Origin of the sequence: Kitasatospora sp. NPDC127111, assembly GCF_042677465.1 — a bacterium.
Taxonomy (GTDB): domain Bacteria; phylum Actinomycetota; class Actinomycetes; order Streptomycetales; family Streptomycetaceae; genus Kitasatospora.
The window spans coordinates 57,403-79,823 of sequence record NZ_JBHXTG010000040.1; the positions used below are offsets into that span (position 1 = coordinate 57,403).

The 22,421-nt window shown below is 74.9% G+C and carries 17 protein-coding genes; 7 read left to right on the forward strand and 10 right to left on the reverse strand.

The genetic code is table 11. The features are described 5' to 3' along the window. The first annotated feature begins 58 nt into the window (after positions 1-58). The 3 genes from ACFVHB_RS23465 (at position 59) to ACFVHB_RS23475 (ending at position 2,525) form a co-directional block, all read left to right on the forward strand. Positions 59-1,678 (forward strand): FAD-dependent oxidoreductase, encoded by a 1,620-nt coding sequence (locus tag ACFVHB_RS23465; protein ID WP_380325524.1) that lies wholly within the window; start codon positions 59-61, stop codon positions 1,676-1,678. 63 nt (positions 1,679-1,741) lie between these two features. Then, a complete protein-coding gene (locus tag ACFVHB_RS23470; RefSeq protein ID WP_380325527.1) occupies positions 1,742-2,317 on the forward strand; it encodes a DUF4291 domain-containing protein in 576 nt (191 codons plus the stop codon). A 25-nt stretch (positions 2,318-2,342) separates the two neighbouring features. Then, the gene (locus ACFVHB_RS23475; protein ID WP_380325530.1) at positions 2,343-2,525 is read left to right on the forward strand and encodes a hypothetical protein; all 183 of its coding nucleotides are present in this window, start codon (positions 2,343-2,345) and stop codon (positions 2,523-2,525) included. Between the two features lie 16 nt (positions 2,526-2,541). Here the strand turns inward: ACFVHB_RS23475 and ACFVHB_RS23480 are convergent, their stop codons facing one another. The 9 genes from ACFVHB_RS23480 to ACFVHB_RS23520 form a co-directional block, all read right to left on the reverse strand. After that, positions 2,542-2,973 carry an SgcJ/EcaC family oxidoreductase gene (locus tag ACFVHB_RS23480; RefSeq protein ID WP_380325533.1) on the reverse strand — a complete coding sequence of 144 codons (432 nt, stop codon included), beginning with the start codon at positions 2,971-2,973 and terminating at the stop codon, positions 2,542-2,544. Between the two features lie 81 nt (positions 2,974-3,054). Further along, positions 3,055-4,251, reverse strand: coding sequence for an MFS transporter (locus ACFVHB_RS23485; protein WP_380325536.1), 1,197 nt, complete (start codon positions 4,249-4,251; stop codon positions 3,055-3,057). 194 nt (positions 4,252-4,445) lie between these two features. Then, entirely contained in the window at positions 4,446-5,465 is a 1,020-nt protein-coding gene (locus tag ACFVHB_RS23490; RefSeq protein WP_380325539.1) for an N-acetylglucosamine kinase, read from the reverse strand. A gap of 124 nt (positions 5,466-5,589) precedes the next feature. Next, positions 5,590-6,879 carry a 6-phospho-beta-glucosidase gene (locus ACFVHB_RS23495; protein WP_380325542.1) on the reverse strand — a complete coding sequence of 430 codons (1,290 nt, stop codon included), beginning with the start codon at positions 6,877-6,879 and terminating at the stop codon, positions 5,590-5,592. Then, complete coding sequence (locus tag ACFVHB_RS23500) at positions 6,879-7,790, reverse strand: carbohydrate ABC transporter permease (RefSeq protein WP_380325545.1); 912 nt, start codon at positions 7,788-7,790, stop codon at positions 6,879-6,881. The genes ACFVHB_RS23495 and ACFVHB_RS23500 overlap by 1 nt, the downstream gene beginning before the upstream one ends. A gap of 21 nt (positions 7,791-7,811) precedes the next feature. Beyond that, a complete protein-coding gene (locus ACFVHB_RS23505; protein WP_380325548.1) occupies positions 7,812-8,810 on the reverse strand; it encodes a carbohydrate ABC transporter permease in 999 nt (332 codons plus the stop codon). A 23-nt stretch (positions 8,811-8,833) separates the two neighbouring features. After that, positions 8,834-10,189: an ABC transporter substrate-binding protein gene (locus ACFVHB_RS23510; protein ID WP_380325551.1), complete on the reverse strand. Its 1,356-nt coding sequence runs from the start codon at positions 10,187-10,189 to the stop codon at positions 8,834-8,836. A 108-nt stretch (positions 10,190-10,297) separates the two neighbouring features. After that, positions 10,298-11,488 (reverse strand): ROK family transcriptional regulator, encoded by a 1,191-nt coding sequence (locus ACFVHB_RS23515; RefSeq protein WP_380325554.1) that lies wholly within the window; start codon positions 11,486-11,488, stop codon positions 10,298-10,300. 336 nt (positions 11,489-11,824) lie between these two features. Further along, positions 11,825-12,943 carry a mechanosensitive ion channel family protein gene (locus ACFVHB_RS23520; RefSeq protein ID WP_380325581.1) on the reverse strand — a complete coding sequence of 373 codons (1,119 nt, stop codon included), beginning with the start codon at positions 12,941-12,943 and terminating at the stop codon, positions 11,825-11,827. Between the two features lie 683 nt (positions 12,944-13,626). Here ACFVHB_RS23520 and ACFVHB_RS23525 point away from each other — a divergent pair. Beyond that, positions 13,627-14,271: an HNH endonuclease gene (locus ACFVHB_RS23525; protein ID WP_380325557.1), complete on the forward strand. Its 645-nt coding sequence runs from the start codon at positions 13,627-13,629 to the stop codon at positions 14,269-14,271. Between the two features lie 325 nt (positions 14,272-14,596). On the opposite strand, the gene ACFVHB_RS23530 is transcribed toward ACFVHB_RS23525, so the two are convergent. Beyond that, the gene (locus tag ACFVHB_RS23530) at positions 14,597-18,529 is read right to left on the reverse strand and encodes a beta-N-acetylglucosaminidase domain-containing protein (protein ID WP_380325560.1); all 3,933 of its coding nucleotides are present in this window, start codon (positions 18,527-18,529) and stop codon (positions 14,597-14,599) included. A gap of 660 nt (positions 18,530-19,189) precedes the next feature. Here ACFVHB_RS23530 and ACFVHB_RS23535 point away from each other — a divergent pair. The 3 genes from ACFVHB_RS23535 (at position 19,190) to ACFVHB_RS23545 (ending at position 22,273) form a co-directional block, all read left to right on the forward strand. Continuing rightward, positions 19,190-19,711, forward strand: a complete 522-nt coding sequence (locus tag ACFVHB_RS23535; RefSeq protein ID WP_380325563.1) for a hypothetical protein — start codon at positions 19,190-19,192, stop codon at positions 19,709-19,711. Between the two features lie 186 nt (positions 19,712-19,897). Beyond that, complete coding sequence (malQ, locus tag ACFVHB_RS23540; RefSeq protein WP_380325583.1) at positions 19,898-22,021, forward strand: 4-alpha-glucanotransferase; 2,124 nt, start codon at positions 19,898-19,900, stop codon at positions 22,019-22,021. A gap of 12 nt (positions 22,022-22,033) precedes the next feature. After that, the gene (locus ACFVHB_RS23545) at positions 22,034-22,273 is read left to right on the forward strand and encodes a hypothetical protein (RefSeq protein WP_380325566.1); all 240 of its coding nucleotides are present in this window, start codon (positions 22,034-22,036) and stop codon (positions 22,271-22,273) included. Positions 22,274-22,421 lie beyond the last annotated feature (148 nt).

Genomic DNA, 22,421 nt, shown 5'->3' on the forward strand with positions numbered 1-22,421 from the left:
GGAACCCACCGCACCCGGAACGCCCCGACCCCCACCCAGCGAGGACCCCACCCCCGCCATGGCCTACGCGATCACCAGGACCTGCTGCAACGACGCCTCCTGCGTCGCCGTCTGCCCGGTCAACTGCATCCACCCCGCGCCCGGGGAGCCGGACTTCGGCACCACCGACATGCTGTACATCGACCCGGCCGCCTGCATCGACTGCGGCGCCTGCGCCGACGCCTGCCCGGTCGACGCGGTCTTCCCCGTCGACCGGCTCGCGGGGCCCGACACCGTCTTCGGCGACCTCAACCGCGACTACTACCGCGACCACCCCAACGACCACGCCTGGGGCGAACCCAGCTTCCCCCGCAGCCTGCCGAACGGCCTCGCCCTCGGGACGCCGCGCATCGCCATCGTCGGCACCGGCCCGTCCGCGAGCTACACCGCCCAGTCCCTGCTGCGCACCACGAGCGCCGAGATCACCATGATCGACCGGCTGCCGGTGGCCGGCGGCCTGCTGCGGCACGGCGTCGCCCCCGACCACCAGTCCACCAAGCGGATCGCCGAGAGCTTCGCGTCCGTCTTCCACCACCCCCGCCTGACCGTCCACCTCAACGTCGAGGTCGGCCGCGACCTGACGCACGCCGAGCTGGCCGCCCACCACCACGCCGTGGTCTACGCGGTCGGCGCCGCCGCCGACCGCCGGCTCGGCCTGCCCGGCGAGGACCTCCCCGGCAGCCTCCCCGCCACCACCCTGGTCGGCTGGTACAACGCCGACCCCACCGTGCCCGCCGACGCCGTCGACCTCTCGGCCGAGCGGGTCGTCGTGATCGGCAACGGCAACGTCGCCGTGGACGTCGCCCGGATCCTGCTGCTCGACCCGGACCGGCTCGCCGCCACCGACATCGCCGACCACGCCCTCGCCGCACTGCGCGCCAGCCGGGTCCGCGAGGTGGTGCTGCTCGCCCGGCGCGGACCGGAGGAGGCCGCCTGGACCAGGCCCGAGTTCCTCGCCCTGCGACACCTCCCCGGCGTCGAGCTGGTGGTCGAGGACCGGCCGGAGGTCCGGGCCGCGATCGAGGCGGCCGCCCCGGGCTCCAAGGCGGCGCTGCTCGCCGGGCTCCCGCTGCAGCCGGTCGACCTCGGCCGGCCGCCGCGCCCCGGCCGGCGGATCGTGCTGCGCTTCCACTCCACGCCCACCGCGCTCACCGGCGAGGACCGGGTGACGGGCGTCGCGTCCGGCCCGGAGAGCATCGCCGCGGGTCTGGTCGTGCGGTCCATCGGCTACCGCGGCGTGCCCGTGCCGGGGCTGCCCTTCGACGAGGACGCCGCGGCCGTCCCGCACCGCGACGGCCGGGTGCTCGACCCGGCCACCGGCCGCCCCCTGCCCGGCACCTACCTGGTCGGCTGGGCCAAGCGCGGCCCCTCCGGGGGGATCGGCGCCAACCGGGCCTGCGCCCAGGAAACCGTCGACGCCTTCCTGGACGACGCCGCGGCCGGCCTGATCCCCGACCCGGCCGGCACCGGCAAGGACTTCGCCCGGCTGGTCCGCAGCCGGCGCCCGGACGCCGTCGGGCTCAAGGAGCTGCGCGCCATCGACCGCACCGAACGCGCCCTCGGCGAGGCGTCCGGCCGGCCCCGGGTCAAGTTCGCCACCGTGCCCGCGCTGTTGGCGGCCGCCCGCACCCGTCGCTGAGCGCGGGCCACGGCGACGTAATCCGGTTGTGCCGGCGCACGCCGCACGGCAGGGTGGCGGACCATGCGGCACCAGCAGAAGGGCGCGGGCCTGCGCGAGATCCGGGCCGACCACGACGCCGGGACCATCGTCGTCTACCAGGCGTACGCCCCGGCGGTGGCGGACCCGGCGGTGGCGGCGGGCCGCTTCGTGCCGCCGTTCTCGTTCGGGCGGATGACGTGGATCAAGCCGTCCTTCCGCTGGCTCATGCACCGCAGCAACTGGGCGCAGAAGCCTGGCCAGGAGCGCGTCCTCGCCGTCCGGATCACCCGCGCGGGCTGGGAGGAGGCGCTCTCCCGCGCCGTGCTCACCACCGCCGACCCGGCCGCCGTCGCCCGCGCCGAGGTGCACGTCCAGTGGGACCCGGAACGATCGCTGCGGGGCGCCGCGCTCAACCAGTACAGCATCCAGGTCGGCATCGGCCGCTCGCTGATCCGCGGCTACGCGGAGGAGTGGATCACCGGGATCACCGACCTCACCCCGCAGGTCCGCAGGATCGCCGCGCTGCTCCGCGCCGGCCGCCCCGCCGAGGCCCAGCGCCTCCTCCCGCCCGAGCGCCCCTACCCCCTCCCCCCGGCCCTGGCCCGCCGCCTCACCTGAGCGACCGAGAGACCGACCTCACGCCATGAATCGAACAGGCCGTTACCGCCTGCGCACCCGGCTGCGCGCCCACCTGCCGTGGTTCCTCGTCGACCGGGGCGTCGCCCGCAAGGGCCGCCGGGACTGCGGCGACCACGAGTGGTACAACCACGACGGCCTGGTGGCCCGCTGCTACCACTGCGAGCCGGGCCAGCGCCCCTGGACGTGACGGGGGCCGCCTCCCGTCACCCGGCGGACGGTTCGTCGATCGCGTTGTTCTGGCCGGCCACGATCCGCCAGCCGTCCGCCCGCCGGGCGACGACGTACAGCGCCGCGCCGTGCGGGCCCTCGACGGGTGTGCCCTGCGCGTCGGTGGGCGTCTGCCGGACGTTCACCGCGATCACCCCGGGCGCGATCTCCAACAACTTGACCACCTCGTACCGGGCGAACGAGTCGCGCAGGAACCCCCGCATCGCCGGCGCGCTGGACTCGGTGATCGCCGCCCGGCCGTCCAGCCGCCGGCCCACCGCGTTGGTCCAGGACGCCTCCTCGGCGAACCGCTCGCCCAGCGCCACCGGGTCCTTCGCGTTGAACGCCTGCTCCAGCTCCGCCACCACCCCGGTCACCGCCGCCCGCACCTCCGCCGAAACCTCGCCCACCACCAGGACGTCACCCACGAGCGCACCCTCCTCGACTCCCACGGCGACACCGACGCGCCGCCGCCGAGCCCCATCAGACAACCTGAAGCACGCTTGAGGTCAACCCCGCCCCACACCAGAAGTCGGCCCGGCCGACTTCTCGTGCGGCGTGGGTACCACCGCGGCCGCTGCCAGGGGGAAGGTGACCGCGGCCGCGTATGCCCAGCCGAAGCCGGCGGTGGCGATCAGGGCGCCGGCCGTCGGCCCGACGCAGGCGGCGACGGCGTTCTGGACCGTGGTGTGCACGCCGAGCGCCCGGCCGGCCCAGGCGGGACCCGCGTACTCGGCGACGGCCGTGAACGACAGGCCGTTGGTGGACACCGTCAGCACGCCCGCCGCCAGCAGCGCCGCGACCGCCAGCCCCGAGCCGGCGAACGCGCCGGCCGCCAGGACCGCCAGCACCCCGGACGCCGTCCAGGCCAGCCGCCGCATCGGGCCGACCCGGCTGCCGGCCACGTCCGACCACCGCCCGGCCGCCAACCGCGCGCCCGCTCCGGCCACCTGGACGCAGGCCAGCACCGGTCCGGCCGCCGACGGCGACCAGCCGCGCTCGTCCACCAGGAAGACCAGCGCGAACACCGACACCGTGAACTGCGGCACCACCAGCAGCGTCGCCGCGCCGTGCAGCCGCCACAACACCGGTGTCCGGTAGGGGTTCCCGGCCCGTTCGCCGGTCCCGGCGCCGGCCCGCGCCGGATCCCGGACGGCGCCCACCACCAGCAGCGCCGCCGCCACGCTCAGCCCGCCCAGCACCGCCAGCGCCGTCCCCCGCCCCTGCCCGGCCAGCGGCGGCAGCAGCAGTGCGGCCACCGCGACCCCCAGCGGCAGCGAGGTCTGCCGCAGCCCCATCGCCAGCCCGCGCTGCTCCGCCGGGAACCAGCCGAGGATCAGCCGCCCGCTGGAGGCGTGCGCCGACGCCCCGGCCGCGCCGGCCAGCAGGAAGCACGCGCCGAGCGCGACCGTCCCCCGCACCGCCGTCGCCCCGAGCAGCACCAGGCCGCCGATGCCCAGCCCGGACGCCAGCACCCACCGCTCGCCCCACCGGTCGGCCGCGGCCCCCCACGCGGTGAGCGTCAGCACCAGCCCGACGGTCGGGCAGGCGGCCAGCATCCCGGCCCGGGAGAGCGACAGCCCCTCGTCCCGCAACGCCGGGATGAGGTACGGCAGCCCGAACTGGAACGCGCACCCGGAGGTCATCGCGAACATCCCGACGGCGAGGACCAGCCAACGCCGCCGGTCGCCCTGTGAGTCGTCCATGCCGGGCAGCTCAGCAGAGGAACCCGGGATTCGGCAGACGCGCCCACCTGGCGGACGGCCCGGGGCTGGACGAGCGAGGGGTAGCACGACCGAGGGGCGGAACGACCGAGGGGCGGGGCGCGGCGACGGCCCCCGCCACCACCGGTTCCCGTTCCCGCCGGGCGTGCGGACCCGGCGGGAACGGAGGCGGGGTGCTACGCCGCCACGCGGCGCGCCGGGTCGTAGGCCTCCCGGAGCCGGGCCTGTGCGGCCGGGCCGGCGCCGAGGTGGTCGAGGCCCAGCAGGGCGGCGCCCAGCACCGGCGGCGCGACGACGACCCGCGGCTCCGCCAGCGGCGCCGCGGCGGCCAGCCGGGCCGTCAGGTTGTCGAGCAGCAGCGGCTGCCGGGAGGCGAGCACGCCGCCGCCCAGCACCACGGGGGTCGGCGAGTCCAGCAGCTGCAGCCGTCGGAGCGCGACGACGGCGAGCCGGGTGATCTCGTCGGCCTGCCGGTCGATCAGCTCCAGGGCGACCTCGTCCCCGGCCTCGGCGACGGTGAACAGCACCCGGACGATCTCGTGCAGCCGGGCGAACGGCAGCTGCCCGAGGTGGACGGCCTCGGCGACGGCGCCGGTGCTGGGGAGGCCGAAGTGCTCGGCGATGGCCCCGGCGAGCGCGGTCGGTCCGCCGCGGCCGTCCTCCGCCCGGACGGCGTGCCACATGCTGTTGACGGCGAGCCCGCTGCCGCCGCCCCAGTCGCCGGTGAGCTCGCCGAGGGCGGGGAAGCGCGCGGTGCGGCCGTCGGGGAGCAGGCCGACGCAGTTGATGCCGGCGCCGCAGACGACGGCGACGCCGCGCGGGCCGTCGGTGCCGGCCCGGAGCAGGCCGAAGGTGTCGTTGACGACGGTGTTGCTGACGCCCCACGGGTGGGACTCCAGGGCGGCGCGCAGGGCCTCCTCCTCCACCGGGAGGTCGGCGTTGGCGAGGCAGGCGCTGACGTGGCTGGTCAGCACACCGCTGTGGAAGGAGAGGCCGGCGGCGGCGACGGCCTCCTCGACCAGCGGGGCGAGCCCGGCGACGGCCGCCGCGCCGCCGATCTTCTGCGGGGCGAAGCCGCCGCCGCGGGCGGTGCCGTGGACGGTGCCGTCGGCGCCGACCAGGGCGACGTCGGTCTTGGAGTTGCCCGCGTCGATGGCGAGTACGCCGGGCAGGAGTGGTTCGGGCTGGTGGGTCATCTGGTCCCCGCGCTCGTACGTGGCCCGGCCGTGGTCCCCGGCCGGGGGTGGTCGGTCTCCTCGCGGCCCGGTCCGCGCCCCTCGCGGCTCGGCGGGCGGGGCGCGGACCGGGCGGCCGGGCGGGTCAGGCCCAGGCGAGGTGCTCGCGGTTGTGGGCGAGCAGCCGGTCCGTGAGCCGGTCGGCGAGTTCGATCTGGCCGACCAGCGGGTGGGCGAGCAGGGCGTCGAAGACGCGGGCGCGGCCGCCGCGCAGGGCGGCGTCCAGGGCCAGGTGCTCGTACGCGGTGACGTTCGCGATCAGCCCGGCGTAGAGCGGTTCGACGGGGCGCTGCGGCAGCGGGCGCACGCCCGCCGCGTCGACCTCGGCCGGCACCTCGATGACGGCGTCGTCCGGCAGGAACGGCAGCACGCCGTGGTTGCGGGTGTTGACGACCTGCACGGACGTGCCGCCGCCGGTCCCCAGCAGCGCGGCGATGAGCTGCACCGCCGCCTCGGAGTAGAACGCGCCGCCGCGCTTGCCGAGCAGCTCCGGCTTGGTGTCGAGCGCCGGGTCGGCGTACATCGCGAGCAGCTGCCGTTCGATCTCGGCGACCTCGGCGGCCCGCGAGCCCTTGGCCCGGAGCTCCTCCACCACGACGTCGTGCTGGTAGAAGTAGCGCAGGTAGTAGGAGGGGACGACGCCGAGGTGCTCGATCACCCGCTGCGGCAGGCGCAGGTCCTCGGCGATCTCCTTGCCGAACGAGCCCAGCAGCTCGGGCAGCACCTCCCGCCCGGTGGTCGCGCCGGGCGCGTCGAGCAGGGTGACCCCGCGCTCCCAGGTGAGGTGGTTGAGGCCGACGTGGTCGAGCCGGATCAGCTCCGGGTCGACGCCGAGGTGCCCGGCGAACCGCCGTTGGAAGCCGATCGCGACGTTGCACAGGCCGACGGCCTTGTGGCCGGCGTTCCGCAGGGCGCGGGTGACGATGCCGACGGGGTTGGTGAAGTCGACGATCCAGGCCTCGGGGTTGGTCCGGCGGACCTTCTCGGCGATGTCCAGCACCACGGGGACGGTGCGCAGCGCCTTGGCGAGGCCGCCGGCGCCGGTGGTCTCCTGGCCGACGCAGCCGCATTCCAGCGGCCAGGTCTCGTCCCGGTCGCGGGCGGCCTGTCCGCCGACCCGCAGTTGCAGCAGCACCGCGTCGGCGTCGGCGACGCCCGCCTCGACGTCGGTGGTGGTGGTCACCACGGCGCCGTGCCCCTGCTTGGCGAAGATCCGCCTGGCCAGGCCGCCGATCAGCTCCAGCCGGTCGGCGGCCGGGTCGACGAGCACCAGCTCGGCGATCGGCAGGGTGTCCCGCAGCCGGGCGAAGCCGTCGATCAGCTCGGGGGTGTAGGTCGAACCGCCGCCGACGATGGCCAGCTTGAGTGAGGACATCAGCCCTTGACCCCTGTCAGTGTCACGCCTTCGATGAAGGCTCTCTGCGCGAAGAAGAAGAGGACGATCACCGGCGCCATCACCAGCAGGGTGGCGGCCATGGTGAGGTTCCAGTTGGTGTGGTGGGCGCCCTTGAACGACTCCAGGCCGTACGAGAGGGTCCAGGCGCCGGGGTTGTTGCTGGCGTAGATCTGCGGGCCGAAGTAGTCGTTCCAGCAGTAGAAGAACTGGAACAGCGCGACGGCGGCGATGGCCGGCTTGGCCATCGGCAGCACCACCCTGAGCAGGGTGCGCAGGTCGCCGCAGCCGTCGATCCGGGCCGCCTCGAGGTACTCCCTGGGGATGGTCAGCAGGAACTGGCGCAGCAGGAAGATCGAGAAGGCGTCGCCGAAGGCCATCGGGATGATCAGCGGCCAGAGCGAGCCGCCGAGGCCGAGCTGCTTGGCCCAGAACAGGTACATCGGGATGACGGTGACCTGCGGCGGCAGCATCATCATGGCGATGACCGCCATCAGGGCCAGGTTGCGGCCGCGGAAGCGGAACTTGGCGAGCGCGTAGGCCACCGGGAGGCTGGAGACGACGGTCAGCAGGGTGCCGAGGCCGGCGTACAGCAGGGTGTTGCGCCACCAGGTGAGGAAGCCGGGCGTCCGCCAGACCGCGGCGTAGTTGCCCCACTCCCACGAGGTGGGCCAGTAGTCGGTGGTGAGCGCCTGGCTGTCGTTCATCACCGAGGTGAGGAAGGCGAAGACGAACGGCAGCAGGAAGAAGAGGGCGGCGGCGACGGCCAGCGAGTGCACGGCCACCCAGTTGAGGACGGCCCGGCGGCGGGCGGCGCGGGCGGCGCCGGTGGAGGTGCCGGGGACGGGTCCCTTCGCGGGCGCGTCGGCGGTGAGGGTGGAGCTGAGAGTCATGATCGTGTCCTCACTGGGCCGCTAGTCGTCGTTCGCCAGGAAGCCGGACCTGCGGCGGAGCAGGATCGAGGTGACGGCCATCGAGATGGCGAACAGCACCAGGGCGACGACGCACGCCGCGCCGTAGTCGAAGCGCTGGAAGCCGAGGTTGTAGACCATCTGCGGCAGGGTCCAGGTGGAGCCCTGCGGGAAGCCGGGCTCGAACTGCTGCCCGGAGTTGCCCGCGATGCCGCCGGCGACCTTCCCGGCGACGATCGCCTGCGTGTAGTACTGCATGGTCTGGATGACCCCGGTGACCACGGCGAACATGATGATCGGGGAGATGTTCGGCAGGGTGACGTACCGGAACCGCTGGAACGGGCCGGCGCCGTCGAGTTCCGCGGCCTCGTACTGCTCCTTGGGGACGTCCAGCAGGGACGCCATGAAGATGACCATCAGGTCGCCGACGCCCCACATGGCGAGCATGGTGAGCGCGGGCTTGGACCAGTCCGGGTCGGCGAACCAGCCGGGCTGGGGCAGCCCGAGTTCGCCGAGGAGGTGGTTGACCGGGCCGGTGCCGGGGTTGAGCAGGAAGGCGAAGGCGACGGTGGCGGCCACCGGCGGTGCCAGGTACGGCAGGTAGAACGCGGTGCGGAAGAACCCGACGCCGGTCCTGACCCTGGTGATCAGCAGCCCGATGCCGAGGCCGAACGCCACCCGCAGGCCCACCATGACGACGACCAGCCACAGGGTGTTGCGCAGGCCCTGCCAGAAGGACGGGTAGCCGTCGAAGACGTAGGCCCAGTTCTTCAGGCCGTTGAAGGTGGGGGCGCCGAAGCCGTTGTACTTCGTGAAGGAGAAGTAGGCGGTGGAGACCAGCGGGTAGAGGAAGAAGACGCCGAAGCCGATCAGCCAGGGGGAGAGGAAGGCGAGGGTGCGGGCCGCCTCCCGGCGGCGCTTCCGGCGCAGCAGGTGCTGCGTGGAGGGCGCCGCCGGGCCGGCCGCTCCGGTGCCCGTGCGGGTGGCGGACGCGAGTGACATGGGAGCTCCGTGGACCGTTTCCGCTACTTCGCCTGGGCGATGGCGGCGTCGATCTCCTTGGCGGTGGCGGCGAGGCCGGCCGCGAGATCGGCCTGCTTGCCGGATTCGTGGTCGTAGCCGAGGTTCTGCAGCGACACGATGTAGCCGCCGCCGTTGACGCTCGCCGGGGTGGTGCCGGAGTTCGGGTTTTTGGCGATGTCCAGGAAGGTCTTGAAGTTCGGGTCGCTGATCAGCTTCGGCGAGTCGAGCGCGGCGAAGGTGCTCGGCACGTTGTGGATCGCGTTGGCGAAGGAGACGACCGCGTCGGTGTCGGTGGTCAGGTACTTGACCAGCTCCCAGGCGGCGGACTGCTTCTTGCTGCTGCTGGCGATGCCGACGATGGTGCCGGTCTGGTAGCCGCGGCCGTAGGTGGCGGCCTGGTCGTCCGGGACGGGGAACGGCGCGGTGGCCCACTCGAAGTCGGGCTTGTTCTCGGCGAGCGAGGCGGTGCGCCACTCGCCGTCGATGGCCATCGCGACCTGGCCGGTGTGGAAGGGGTTCTTGGCGCTGAACTCCTCGCCGAAGGTGGCGCGGTACTTCTCCAGCTTGTCGTAGCCGCCGAGCTTGTCGACCAGGCCCTTCTGCCAGGTGAGCATCGCGGCGACCTTGGGGTCGGAGGCGACGGTCGACTTGCCGGACCCGTCGAAGTAGCCCGGTCCGTACTGGCCGAGGAAGTGCTCGGTGGTGGACTCGTAGCCGTGGTAGAGCGGCATGAAGCCGAGCTGCTTGTAGCCGTCGCCCTCGGCGACGGTCAGCTTGGTGGCGGCCTCGGCGAACTCGCTGAAGGTCTTCGGCGGGGCGGTGATGCCGGCCGCGGCGAAGGCCTTCTTGTTGTAGTAGAGGCCGAAGGCGTCGCCGAGCAGCGGCAGCGAGCACTGGTTGCCCTGGAACTGCGTGTAGTTGAGCATCGCGGCCGGGAAGGTCTTCGCGGCGTCGATCCCGCTCTTCTGCAGGAAGGGCTTGAGGTCGGCGAAGGCCTTCGTCGAGCAGAACATGCCGACGTTGTTGGTGGTGAAGGAGGAGACCACGTCCGGGGCGTCGTCGCCGCCGGCCCGCAGGGCCTGGTTGACCTTGTCGTCGGCGATGTTGCCGACGGCCTTGACGTGGATGTTGGGGTGGGCCTTCTCGAAGGCGGCGATGTTGTCGTTGATCGCCTTCACCTCGGAGTCCTGGCTCCAGCCGTGCCAGAAGGTGATGGTGACGTCCTTGCCGGAGGCCGAGTCGTCGTTGCCGCCGGCGTCGTTGGTGCCGGTGCAGGCGGTGGCGAGCAGGGCCAGGACGGCGCTGCCGGTGACGGCGGCCAGCGTGCGGCGGCCTCTGCGGGAGGTGGTGGCGTGCACTTCGAGGTCCTCCTGGGGGTGCGCGGGCAGGCGTCATTGCCTCTGGTCCCGCGTTCTGGGTTGGGGGAGAGGTGGGTGCAGGTGCGTTTCGGGGTGCCGGCGGGAGCGTCAGTGGGTGGAGAAGACCGCCTCGCGGGCGGTGGCCAGGGCGCGTTGCAGCGCGCCGGTCAGGACGGGCGAGCCGGGCAGGGTGCTGCTGCGGACTTCCGGCCGGGCCATGGAGATCCGGGCCAGTTCCTCCTCGACGAGCGCGCGCAGCCGTTCGCCGCCCGCGGTCGGTACGTCACCGGAGACGACCACCAGCTGGGGGTCGACGACGGCGACGATGACGGCCAGCCCGACGGCGAGCCGGCCGGCCAGGGCGGTGAGGAACTCGTCGCCGGCGCCCGGGGTCTCCAGGGCCTTGGCGATCGACTCCTCGGCCGTGGGCGCGCCGAGCCCGTGCTCGCGGGCCAGGGCCCGGACGGCGGGTGCGCCGACGAGTTCCTGGAACCCGCCGGCCTTGCGGCGGCGCGCGTCCCGCACGACCGGCGCCCCGGGCACCGGCATGTAGCCGACCTCCCCGGCGCCGCCGGTGAAGCCGCGGTGCAGGCGCCCGGCGATCACGATCGCGGCGCCGGTGCCGTCACCGGCCCAGAGCAGGACGAAGTCCTCGAACCCGCGCGCCGCGCCGGAGGCCTGCTCGGCGACGGCGGCGAGGTTCACGTCGTTCTCGATCGACACCGGCGCGCCGATCGCCTCGGACAGCTCCTCGACCAGCCGGGGTGAGTGCCAGCCGGGCAGGTGGGAGGCGTAGCGGAGCTTGCCGGTGAGGGGGTCGGGGGCGCCGCCGACGCCGATCGTGACGTCGTGCAGGCCGTGCTCGGCGAGCCCGGCCGCCCGGACGGCCTCGGCGACGGCGGCGGCGATCCGGGGGACGGTCTCCGCGGCCGGCCAGCCCTTGGTCGGGACGACGTGCTCGGCCAGTGTGGTGCCGGTGATGTCGGCGACCGCGACCCGGACGAGGCTGTTGGTGACGTCCAGCCCGGCGACGTGACCGGCGGCCGGATTCACCTGGTACAGCTGCGCGTTGGGGCCGGGGCCGCCGGCCGTGGTGCCGACCGGCAGGACCAGGCCGGCCGCCTCCAGGCGGGCCAGCAGCTGGGAGGCGGTGGGCTTGGAGAGCCCGGTCAGGGTGCCGATCTGGGTGCGGGAGAGCGGGCCGTTCTCCAGCAGCAGTTCGAGGGCGGCGCGGTCGTTGATGGCCCGCAGCAGGCTGGGGGTGCCGGCGAGGGGGGCCTTGGCGGTGGTCTTGGTCACGCGAAGAATCCTCCTCTTCCCGCAGGTCGGACGGCAGCCGGGTGGGCCTCGGGCGAACTGTTAGGAAACTTTCCAGTCGCTTGAGACAGGACCGTACGGTCCCCGTCAGGAGGGTGTCAATGGTCCTTCCGCCCGTGGATGCCGAAGCGTTACCGGGCAGCACGAAGCCCCGCCTCCCACGGGTGCGGGAGGCGGGGCTTTCGTCCGTTTTCGCGGCGGAGCACTGCGGCGGAGCGCCGCGGCCGCGCGGTCGGGGGCTGCGCGCGGTCGGGGGCTGCGCGCGGTCACGGGCCGTGCGCGGTCAGGCCCTGTTGCGCCGGCGCGGGCCGTACGGGGTCAGGGTGACTTGGCCCCGGCGTCGTCGGCCGGCTTGACCGGCGCCGGTATCGGCGCGGTCGCCAGGTAGCGCGGCGAGGCCGGGTCGGCCAGCGCGGACGGCGGCGCGGCGTCGGTCGGCGCCGAGGCGCTCGCCAGCACCACCGCGGTCGCGGCCGTCCCGGTACCCGCGGCACCGCCGGCCGGCGCGACCTCCTCCTTGACCTTGATCCCGGCCAGGTCGAACGCGGTCTTCAGTCGCTGGCGCAGCGCCCGCGCCACGCTCAGCGACTTGCCCGGCGCCGTCCGGGCCTCGACCCGCAGCACCACCGAGTCCGCCGCCACCGACTCCACGCCCAGGACCGACATCGGCGCCCAGACCAGCTCGTCGAACGGAGACTCCTTGGCCATCGCCTCGGCCGTCTCGTGGATCAGCTCCTCCACCCGGACGAGGTCCTCCTTGTAGCCGACCTGGACGTCCACCGAGGCGGTCGACCAGCCCTGGCTCATGTTGGCGATCCGCTTCACCTCGCCGTTGCGGATGTACCAGATCTCGCCGTTCGCGCCGCGCAGCTTGGTCACCCGCAGGCCGACCTCCAGCACGGTGCCGGTGGCCACCCCGGTGTCGATCTCGTCACCGACGCCGTACTGGTCCTCCATGATCATGAAGACCCCGGAGAGGAAGTCGGTGACCAGGTTGCGGGCGCCGAAACCGATCGCCACACCGGCGACACCGGCGCTCGCCAGCAGCGGCGCCAGGTTCACCCCGAGCGCCGACAGCACCATCAGCGCGGCCGTGCCCAGGATGGTGAACGACGCGACGCTGCGCAGCACCGAGCCGATGGCCTCCGAGCGCTGCTGCCGCCGCTCGGGGTTGACCACCCCGGTGTTGGCGAGCAGCCCGCCCAGCCGGCCGGGCTCGTCGGCGTCCTCGCTCGGCTTGATCATCCGCGCTATCAGCTGGGTGATCAGCTTGCGCACCACGGCCCGCAGCACCAGCGCCAGCACGATGATGAAGACGATCCGCACCCCGCTGGCCAGCCACTCCTGCCAGTGCGAGTCGAACCAGCTGGCCGCCTGCTTGGTGGTGTCGCTGACCTCCTGCGCGCTGGTCGGGATCCTGAGGTCGAGCTGCGGCAGCGCGGGGGCCGTCGGGCTGGGGGCCGGGGCCGGCGACCCGGCCGGACCCGTCGTGGTCGTGAGCGTCGTGGACTCGTCGGCCAGCAGGCCGACGGCACCGGACCGGAACACGTGCGGGACCTTCCTTGCAGGGGGCGTGGCACAGCCCGCCGCCGCGGAAGCATGCCCCTGGCCTGCGGACCGTCCGCCTTAGCCTATCGGCCGCCGAACCGCCCGCCGGCCACTCCGGGGAGCCGACGGGCGGCCGGGCAGGAGCCGCCGCCGGGCGCGCACGAACCGCCCGGACGCCCCGTCAACGCCCCGGCGCGCCCCCGGTCCGCCCCTGCACCGGGGCCGTGACCGGGCCCGGTGACCGGGCTCCGACCAGGCCCGGAGACGTTCCGGCCGGCCCCGCCGCCGCCCGCCGCCCCGGCTGCTCCGACCGGCCGAGCCGCCCCCCGCCCGCCCCCCGCGCCGCCCCGCCGTCGTCCCCCGGAGGGGTACCCGGGTGCAACCCGTACGTCGCCAGGGCATACCGGGTATGACAGAAGCCACACCTGGTGTTCATGTCGGGTCCGTTACACAGGAGTGGTGGCGCCGTACAACGGCGTAAGGCGACACTGGGGGAGATCACGCACCCGTTGCGTGGTCGAACCGCTCGTCCCGGCGCGAGCCACGCGCCGCAGGCGTCCAAGGAGGCATCCGTGCCGCATGTCCTGGTCCTCAACGCGTCCTACGAGCCACTCGGCGTCGTATCGATGCGCCGCGCACTCATCCTGGTCCTCAATCACAAGGCGGTCAGCCTGGAGGACTCGGGAGTCACTCTGCACAGCGCCACCAGCGCCCTTCCGGCGCCGTCCGTCGTCCGTCTGACCCGCTTCGTCCGGGTCCCGTTCTGCGGGCCCGTCCCGCTCACCCGCCGGGCGCTGTTCGCCCGCGACCACGGCCGTTGCGTCTACTGCGGGGCCGCCGCCACCAGCGTCGACCACGTCATCCCGCGCAGCCGGGGCGGCCAGCACCGGTGGGACAACGTGGTGGCGGCCTGCCGCCGCTGCAACCACACCAAGGCCGACCGCCACCTCACCGAACTCGGCTGGCGGATGAAGCGCCCGCCCGCCCCGCCGAGCGGCCTGGCCTGGCGCATCATCGGCACCGGGATCAAGGATCCGCGCTGGCGCCCCTACCTGGAGCCGTACGGCGGAGCCGACCAGCTGCGCGCCCCGCAGTGGGGCGAGTACGAGCACCACGACCATACCGACGCCGGGCACACGGTGCCGCTCGGCCGGGCGCACGCCGCCCACCCCGCCCCCGTCCGCCGCGGCGAGCAGCCCGAACCGCTCTCCGCCTGACCCGCTCCACAAGGGCTTGCCCTCAGACATCCGGTACGCCTCATGGGCCGCCGCGCACCCCACCGGGGAGCGCGGCGGCCCGCCGCTTGGGGGGGGGGGGGCCACCGCCCCCGGGCCGGGCCGCGGGGCGGCGGGCGTGCGGCGGCCGCCCGGGGGGGCGAACGGCCCGCACAACCAGCCCCACCACGACGGGCCCCCCCCCACCCCCAGGGGTGTCGCGGCCCCCCCCGCCGCTTGGCGGCGGTGCTGCCACGGCCCCCGGGCCGTGCCGCGGCTCGGCGGCGGTGCGGCGGCCTCCGGGCGGCGCTACGGCCCCGGGGCGGCGCTACGGCTTCGCGGTCGTACCGGGCGTGGTGGCCGGGGGCGCCGCCGGGGCGGCCGGCTGGCCGGGCTGCCCGGCCGGCGGGGCCGCCGGGGTGACGGCGTACAGCTCGACGCCCCAGAGCGAGTAGCCGTACTTGGTGGCCCGGGCCACGCCCTGCACCCGCAGGTACTTCGCCCCCGGTGCGTCGAAGCGCACCGTCTCGTTGCCGCCCTTGCCGTCGTCCACCGTCGCCACGGTGGTCCAGCTGACGCCGTCCGCCGAGGTCTGCACCTTGTACGCCGAGGCGTACGCGGTCTGCCAGTGCAGCACCGCCGACCCCAGGTGGGCGGCCTGCGGCAGCTCCAGCTGCACCCAGGCGTCGTCCTTCGCCGGCGAGGACCAGCGGGTCTTCGGATCGCCGTCCGCCACCGCCGAGGCGGGGAACGACGAGGTCTCGTCCGCCGAGGACCGCGCCTGCGCGGTGATGGCCAGGTCCGGCCCGCCGGTCGGCGGCACCACGTGCACCTGGAGCACCTGCCGGACGGTGGTCGAGCCGGCCACGAACAGCACCGGCACCTGGTACGTGCCGGACGGGGTCTCCGGCGTGGCGCTGACCTGCAGCGGCACGCCCACCCGGCCGCCGCGCGGCACGGTCACCCCGGACACCGGGGCCACGGTCAGGCCCTTGGCGACGGCCGGCACCTCGGTGCGCAGGTCGCCGGTCACGCCCTCCGGCCGGCCCGCCTCGACCAGCGCGCGGGCCTGCACCGGCGCGGCCCCGCCGGTCACCACGTCGAGCCTCGCGTCGGCCAGGCTGAGCCGGGCCGCCGGGACGTCCGCGTACCAGGGGATCACCTGGTTGACCACCGGCGGCTCCCCGCCCGGCTTCCAGGTCAGCCGGAACGCGTCCGCGGTCTGGCCGCCGGCCGGCAGCTCGTTGTAGCCCGGCTGGACGGTGCCGATGTCCACCCAGGTGCCGTCCGCCCGCCGCAGCGCCACGGTGGCCGAGGCCCGCACGTTCGGGTCGGTGAGGACGGTCAGCCGGTCCAGCGGACGGGCCGCGCCCAGCTCGACGGTGAGCGGCTCGTCGCCGGCGGTCGGCGCGGTGGCCGCCCGGTAGGCGGTGTCCGGGTTGCCGTCCAGCACGGCGGCGGCCGAGGCGCCGGGCAGGGCGGCCGGACCGCCGGTCACACTGGCCGGGGCCTCGTCCGGCGCCGTCACGGAGAACTCGCGCACCGCCACGGCCGTCTTCTGCGCGGCGGTGGCCCGCAGCCGCACCGAGCGGACGACGGCGCCGGCCGGCAGCTGGGCGGTGATGTTCTTCTGGTTCTTCACCACGGCCAGCTGCTTCCAGCCGCCCTCGCCGGTGGAGTACTCCAGCACGCCGTCGCGGATGTAGTCGTCCAGCGCGCTCCCGCCGTCCGGACCGCTGCCCCACGAGCCCATCAGCACGGTGACGCTGCCGACCGGGCGGCCGCCGCCGAGGTCCAGGCCGACCGAGTCGCCGGGCTGCGGGGGCGCCGAGCTCCAGTAGAAGGTGTCCGCCACGCCGTCGGTCATCAGCGCCGGCAGGTGGTCGTGCGCGGTGCCGAGGGTGGTCGTCGGGGTGACCCCGCCGCCGACCACGCCGGCCCAGTTGTCGGCGGCCCGGACGGCACGCTCCAGGAACGGGCCGAGCACCCCGGCGCCGACCGTCGCCGGGCTCTGGCCCAGCTGCTCGCGCAGCTTGTTCAGCTCCACCCGGGCCTTCCAGGCGGCCGCGCCGTCGCCGCCGCGCTGCGCCAGCAGCATGTCCAGCGCGGCCTGGCCGGCCAGGCCGTAGTCGCGCAGCGGGGCCAGCCACGGGCCGGCCTCGGCGGCCAGCGGGGCGGTGGCCTGGGTGGCGGCCAGCGTCTGCTGCGCACCCGCCATCGCGGCGAAGGCGTCCCGCAGCGGGGCCGCCGCCTCTATCAGCTTGGTGAGGTCCGGCGCGGCCCCCGCGTTCGGCTCGGCGGTCGCCCAGAACCGCTCCAGCAGCGGGGCCAGGTAGCCGGACTCCTGCTTGGACAGCGGCGAGGACGAGCTGTTGCCGGCCAGCGCCGTGACGGCCGCCAGCGCCGCCCCCGCGGGCGTGCTGGTCGCGCCGGTCGGACCGGCCAGCGACCGCAGCGCGGCCTGCCAGGACTCCTCCGGCTTGTACCCGGCCGGGTTCCACGCGAAGTCGCCGGCGGTGGCCAGCGCGATCCGGGAGGCGACCGGCTGCTGCATCGCGCCGGTCAGCATGACCGCCGACTTGGTGGCCACCTCCGCGTCCCGCCCGGTGTAGGCGCCGAGGAAGAGCCGGTCCGGATTGGCGTCGTTGACGGGGTAGTTGTCCATCGTGACCAGCGGCCGCCCGTACAGGCCGGCCGTCTCGGCGGCCTGAGCGCCCGTGATCTTCTCCGGGATCACCCCGACGCCGCTCCACGCCACCTGCACGCCCTGCGGCAGCGCCGCCGCCAGCGCCTTGCGGTACGGCGTGGCGCCCTGCTGGTGGTACTCGGTCGGCACCACGGAGAGCGGCGCCAGCCCCGGGTTCTTCGCGATCAGCCGGTCCTGCACCTTGGCGACCAGCTCGGCCTGCGCCTTGGCCGCGGCGGCCGGCCCGGTGCCGTACTTGGACCGGTCGTCGCCGCAGTGCCACTCGTCGTACGAGACGTCCAGGAACTGCAGCTGGAACGCGGTGAAGCCGAGCTTGCGCAGCCCGTCCAGCTTGGCGACCAGCGCGTCGGCGTCCTTGGCCGAGCTGTAGCAGAGCGACTGCCCCGGATCGATCGCGTAGCCGAGCGTGACGTGGTTCTGCCGGGCCCGGGCGGCCAGCGCCTTCAGCTCCTCGGCCCGCGCCTGCGGGTAGCCGTCCCGCCAGCGGGAGAGCCGGTACGGGTCGTCACCCGGGGCGTACAGGTAGAAGTTCTGCTTCGACCGGCCGAGGAAGTCCACCTGCGCCAGCCGCTGCTGCGCGCTCCACGGGGTGCCGTAGAACGCCTCCGCCGTCCCGCGCACCGGCGCGCCCGACGGCCAGTCGCGCAGCGTGATCCCCGGGAATCCCAGCCCGGCCGCGCCCGGCGCCTGCCCCTGCCCGGCCGGCACCGCCGCCAGCAGCTGGCGCAGCGACTGCGCCGCGTAGAAGGTGCCCGTCGCGTCCGCCCCGGCCAGCACCACCACGCCGTACGTCCCGCCGCCCTGGGCCGGCAGCTGGCCCGCCGACAGCACGTACCCCCCGGCCGGCATCCCGGCCGTGGACGGCGCCGCACTCTCCTTGCCGCCCGCGGCCACGGTCAGCTCCCGCAACACCCGGTCCGTGTCGCCGTCCGCGCCCTCGGCGGCCCCGCCGACGTACACCACCAGCGAGCCGGCGGCCGGCGTCCCGGCGTCCGCCTGCGGCGTCACCGAGGTCGCCCCGGCCACGCCCATCACCTCGCGGACGGCGTCCACCGCGCCGTGGTCCGCCTTCGGCGCGGTCACCAGCGTCACCGCCGCCGGCACCGCGACCGGCTTCCCGGCCACGCTCTGCTCCTGCGGCCGCGGGAACACCTGCGGGTTGGTCATGCTCCCCAGCGGCGTCTGCGCCGCGGTGCTCACCACGTCCGGCCCCGGGCTGTACGCGTACGCCGCACCCGGCCCGCTCACCAGCAGCCCGCCGACCACGGCCGCCGCCGACAGCGTCGCGGCCACCTGCAGCGTCCGCCGGCTCGGCGCCCCCGGCCGCGCGGCGCGCGCACGCTCGGCCCGGACCGACGCCAGCAGCGGCTCCGTACCCTTCAGGTCGGCGATCAGCCGGTCCGCCGTCCGGGGCGCCAGCTGACGGCACGTCCGCGCCGTCGCCCGCCGCGCCGCCAGCGCCGCCGGGTGCTGCAACACCTCCCGCAGCGCCGGGCTCTGCTCCAGCTGCTGCCGCAACCGCCGCCCTGCCGCGACGGACACTCGGGCTTGCACAGGAGCCTCCTCGCCAGGCAGTGACCACAACGCGCCAAAGCCCACCAGTTGACCCAGCCGGTGTCAACGCCGCCGACGGGTATGACGATTTTGTCGGTTTTATCACCTGTTCCGCCCTCCGCCCCAAACGCCCCGGGCCCGTTCCCGCCGATCGGCGCGAACGGGCCCGGGTGCACCGCGGTCCAGACCACCGTGGTCAAGACGTCGGCGGGGCCGGAACCACCGCCGTGCGCGACAGGTTGCCGTACCACTGCTGCGACTCCCTCCCGTGGCAGTCGTACGGCCGCGGCCGGTTGTTGTCGCCGGCGTCCCGGCCCGGAAGGTCCGGGCGGCGCCCGGAGCCGGGGTGGAACAACGTGTTGGACAGGTGCGTCCGGGGCGGTGCGCAGCGTCGCGTCCACGGCCGCCAGCCGCCGTGGGCACCCTCATGTCGATGGTGACGATCCCTTCGGCCGAGGCGGTTGCGGCCGCCGCCAAGGGCCTTGCCCGGTCCGCAGGCCGCACTGGCTCTGCAGCACAAGCTGGTCAAGAGCCCGAAATGCCTCGACGCATACGATGAAAACCGCTCCGTCACGGCGGCCGCCCTGCCCCGGACCGGTGGTCCACCGGGCGCAGGCACGACCGGAGCTGCGGCCGCCGGCCAACCTGGGAGGTCCATCCGTGAATGAGCTGCGGAGCCTGCTGGCCCTCTGCCCGGCATCGGGGCCGAGGAACGCCGTTCTGCCGACGGGTCCGGCGGACTTCGTGGTCCCGCCGAGCCACCGGGCGCTGATCGACGCCTACGGGCCGGGCTGCTTCGACCAGTTCCTCTGGGTGTACGCGGAGGGCTCGGCCCGGCCCGGGCTGGACTTGGTCCGGCAGACGGACGAGACCCGCCAGCTCCTGCGGGACTATCCAGAGCCCACGCTCCCGGCTCTGCTCGCGGAGCACGGCCTGACCACGGACGACCTGGTGCAGTGGGCGGTGACCGACAACGCCGACCTGCTGTTCTGGCTGCCCGTGGGCGAGCCGGACGACTGGCCGACGCTCGCGGTCGAGGCCGGCCGGCTGAGCTACGCCCAGCTGCCCATGACCTCCACCGGCGTGTTGCTGGCGCTGCTCTCCGGCGAGGTGCGGCTGGGCCTCTTCCCGGACGACTTCCCGAGCGAACGTCCGGAGTTCTCGATCAGTCCGTACGCCTAGCGGCCGGACCGGCCGGCCGGGCGGAGGAAACGGCGGGGCCCGCTCATCGGCGGGCCCCGCCGTCGTGTCGCAGCGAGTCACCGGGTCGTCACGCGGGTAGGACTGTGGCTGTTCTGACCGGGTGTTGCCGAGACTTCGCAGGAGCCGCGAGTGGCCGCTTATCTCGATCGTGACGGGGCCGAGGGCCTGGAGGTGCCCGCGCAGGATGCGCCGCCGCCGCCCGCCGAACTGGTGGCGTTGGCGCAGGCGTACGGGGTGGACGCGTCGTACCGGCCCTCGGCGCGGACGTTGGTGGCGGTGCTGGCCGCGTTGGGGGTGGAGGCCGGGACGCCCGAGGCGGTGCGGGAGGCGTTGGAGCGTCGCCGGGTGGCGCAGCGGGGGCGGTTGCTGCCGCCGTGCGTCGTGGTGCGGCAGGGGCGGCGGACGGCGCTGGACGTGCCGGCGGACGCGAAGCTCACCGTGGACCTGGAGGACGGCGGGGTGTGGGAGCTGCCGCGCGGGCACTCGCACTGGCTGCCGGCGGATCTGCCGCTGGGACGGCACGCGCTGCGGGCGGCGACGGCCGAGCGGGAAGAGCGCGCCCACCTGATCGTGGCACCGGAGCGGCTGCCCCGACTCCCGGGCCGCAGCTGGGGTTTCCTCGCGCAGCTGTACTCCGTCCTCTCCGAACGCTCCTGGGGCATGGGGGACCTGGGCGATCTGGCCGAGCTCACCCAGTGGGCGGCGAGCCTCGGTGCCGGGTTCGCGCAGATCAACCCCCTGCACGCCGCCCTCCCCACCACCCCCTCCGACCCGTCCCCCTACCGCCCGTCCTCCCGCCGCTTCGCCGACCCGGTGCACCTGCGGGTCGAAGCGGTCCCCGAGTACGCCTACCTGACGGGCGAGCAGCGCGCCGAGGCGGAGGAGCTGGGCCGCCGGGCCGCCCGGCTGCGCGAGGAGGTGCTGGGCCACGACGGCCTGATCGACCGGGACGCCGTGTGGGCGCTGAAGCGCCGGGCCCTGGAGCTGCTGTACGAGGTGCCGCGCGGGGCCGGGCGGGAGGCGGCGTACCGGGCGTACCAGCACCGGGAGGGCACCTGGCTGGAGCGGTACGCGCTGTGGAACGCCCTCGCCGAGGCGCACGGCGCCGACTGGCACGCCTGGCCGAAGGGCCTGCGCCACCCGGACAGCCCGCACGTCACGCTGGCGGCGGAGGAGCTCAAGGAGGGCGTCGAGTTCCACCGCTGGCTGGCCTGGCAGGTGGACCAGCAGCTCGCCCACGCCCAGCAGGCGGCCCGCACCGCGGGCATGCCGGTCGGCCTGATCCACGACCTCGCGGTGGGCGCGCACCCGGACGGCGCGGACGCCTGGGCCCTGCAGGACGTGCTCGCCACCGGGATCTCGGTCGGTGCCCCGCCGGACGCGTTCAACGCCCACGGCCAGGACTGGGGCCTGCCGCCCTGGCGGCCGGACGCGCTGGCGGCGGCCGGCTACGCCCCGTACGCGGAGCTGCTCCGTTCGGCGGCCCGGCACGCGGGGGCGATCCGGATCGACCACGTGATGGGCCTCTTCCGGCTGTGGTGGGTTCCGAGCGGCCACGAGCCGACGGAGGGCGCGTACGTCCGCTACGACGCCGAGGCGATGCTCGGCGTGCTGGCGCTGGAGGCGCACCGGGCGGGGACGGCGGTGATCGGCGAGGACCTGGGCACGGTCGAGCCGGGGGTGCGCGAGGAGCTGGCGGTGCGCGGCGTCCTCGGGACGTCCGTGCTCTGGTTCGAGCGGGACTGGCAGGCCAAGGGCGAGATCCTGCCCCCGGAGCGCTGGCGGCCGGGCAGCCTGGCCACCCTGACCACCCACGACCTGCCGAGCACGGCCGCCCGCCTCTCCGGGGAGCACGTCGAGCTGCGCCACCGGCTGGGCCTGCTGGCCCGCTCGCTCGGCGAGGAGCAGGCGGAGGCGGCGGCCGAGCTGGCCGACTGGCGGGCGGAACTGGCGCGGCTCGGTCTGCTGGCGGAGGGCGAGCCGCTGTCCGCACGGGCGTTGTACCGGTTCCTGCGGGCGACGCCGGCGGAGCTGGTCGGCGTCTGGCTGCCGGACCTGGTGGGCGATCCGCGCCCGCAGAACCTGCCGGGCACCTGGGACCAGTACCCGAACTGGCGGCTGCCGGTCGCCGACGGCGCGGGGAACCCGGTGACGCTGGACGCGCTCGCCGCCGTCCCGGCCGGCCGGGCGCTCGCCGACGTGCTGGCGGTACCGACGGCGGGGACCGGGGGCCCCGGCCCGAGGTCAGGGCGGCCCGAAAGGGCGACCCCGCCGAGCGCGGCGAGGTAAGCGGCGGGTAAGTTGGGCAGCGTGGACAAGAGGAACGCTTTGCGAGCCGGCGCGGTCACCGCAACGGTCACGCTGATGATGCTGCTGTCGTCGCCCGCCATGGCCCTCACCCGGGACGACGGCGACGACCCGGGTAGCGGCCTGAGCGTCGCCCAGACCCTCGGCCTGTACGTGCTGCTCCCGATCGGGGCCTTCGTGGTGATCGCCGCGCTGGCCGGGATGCCGTGGGGCGGCAAGGACAAGAAGAACTGACCGAGGGCCTTCCACCAGCCCTGCACATCGCCCGAGGGGGCGCCGGACGTCACGTCCGGCGCCCCCCCCGGCGGTGTGGAGGGGGGGTGGTAGGCCCTCGGGGATGTAGTATTTTACTTTGAGCGCCCCCGCCTACCCGCCCCCGCGG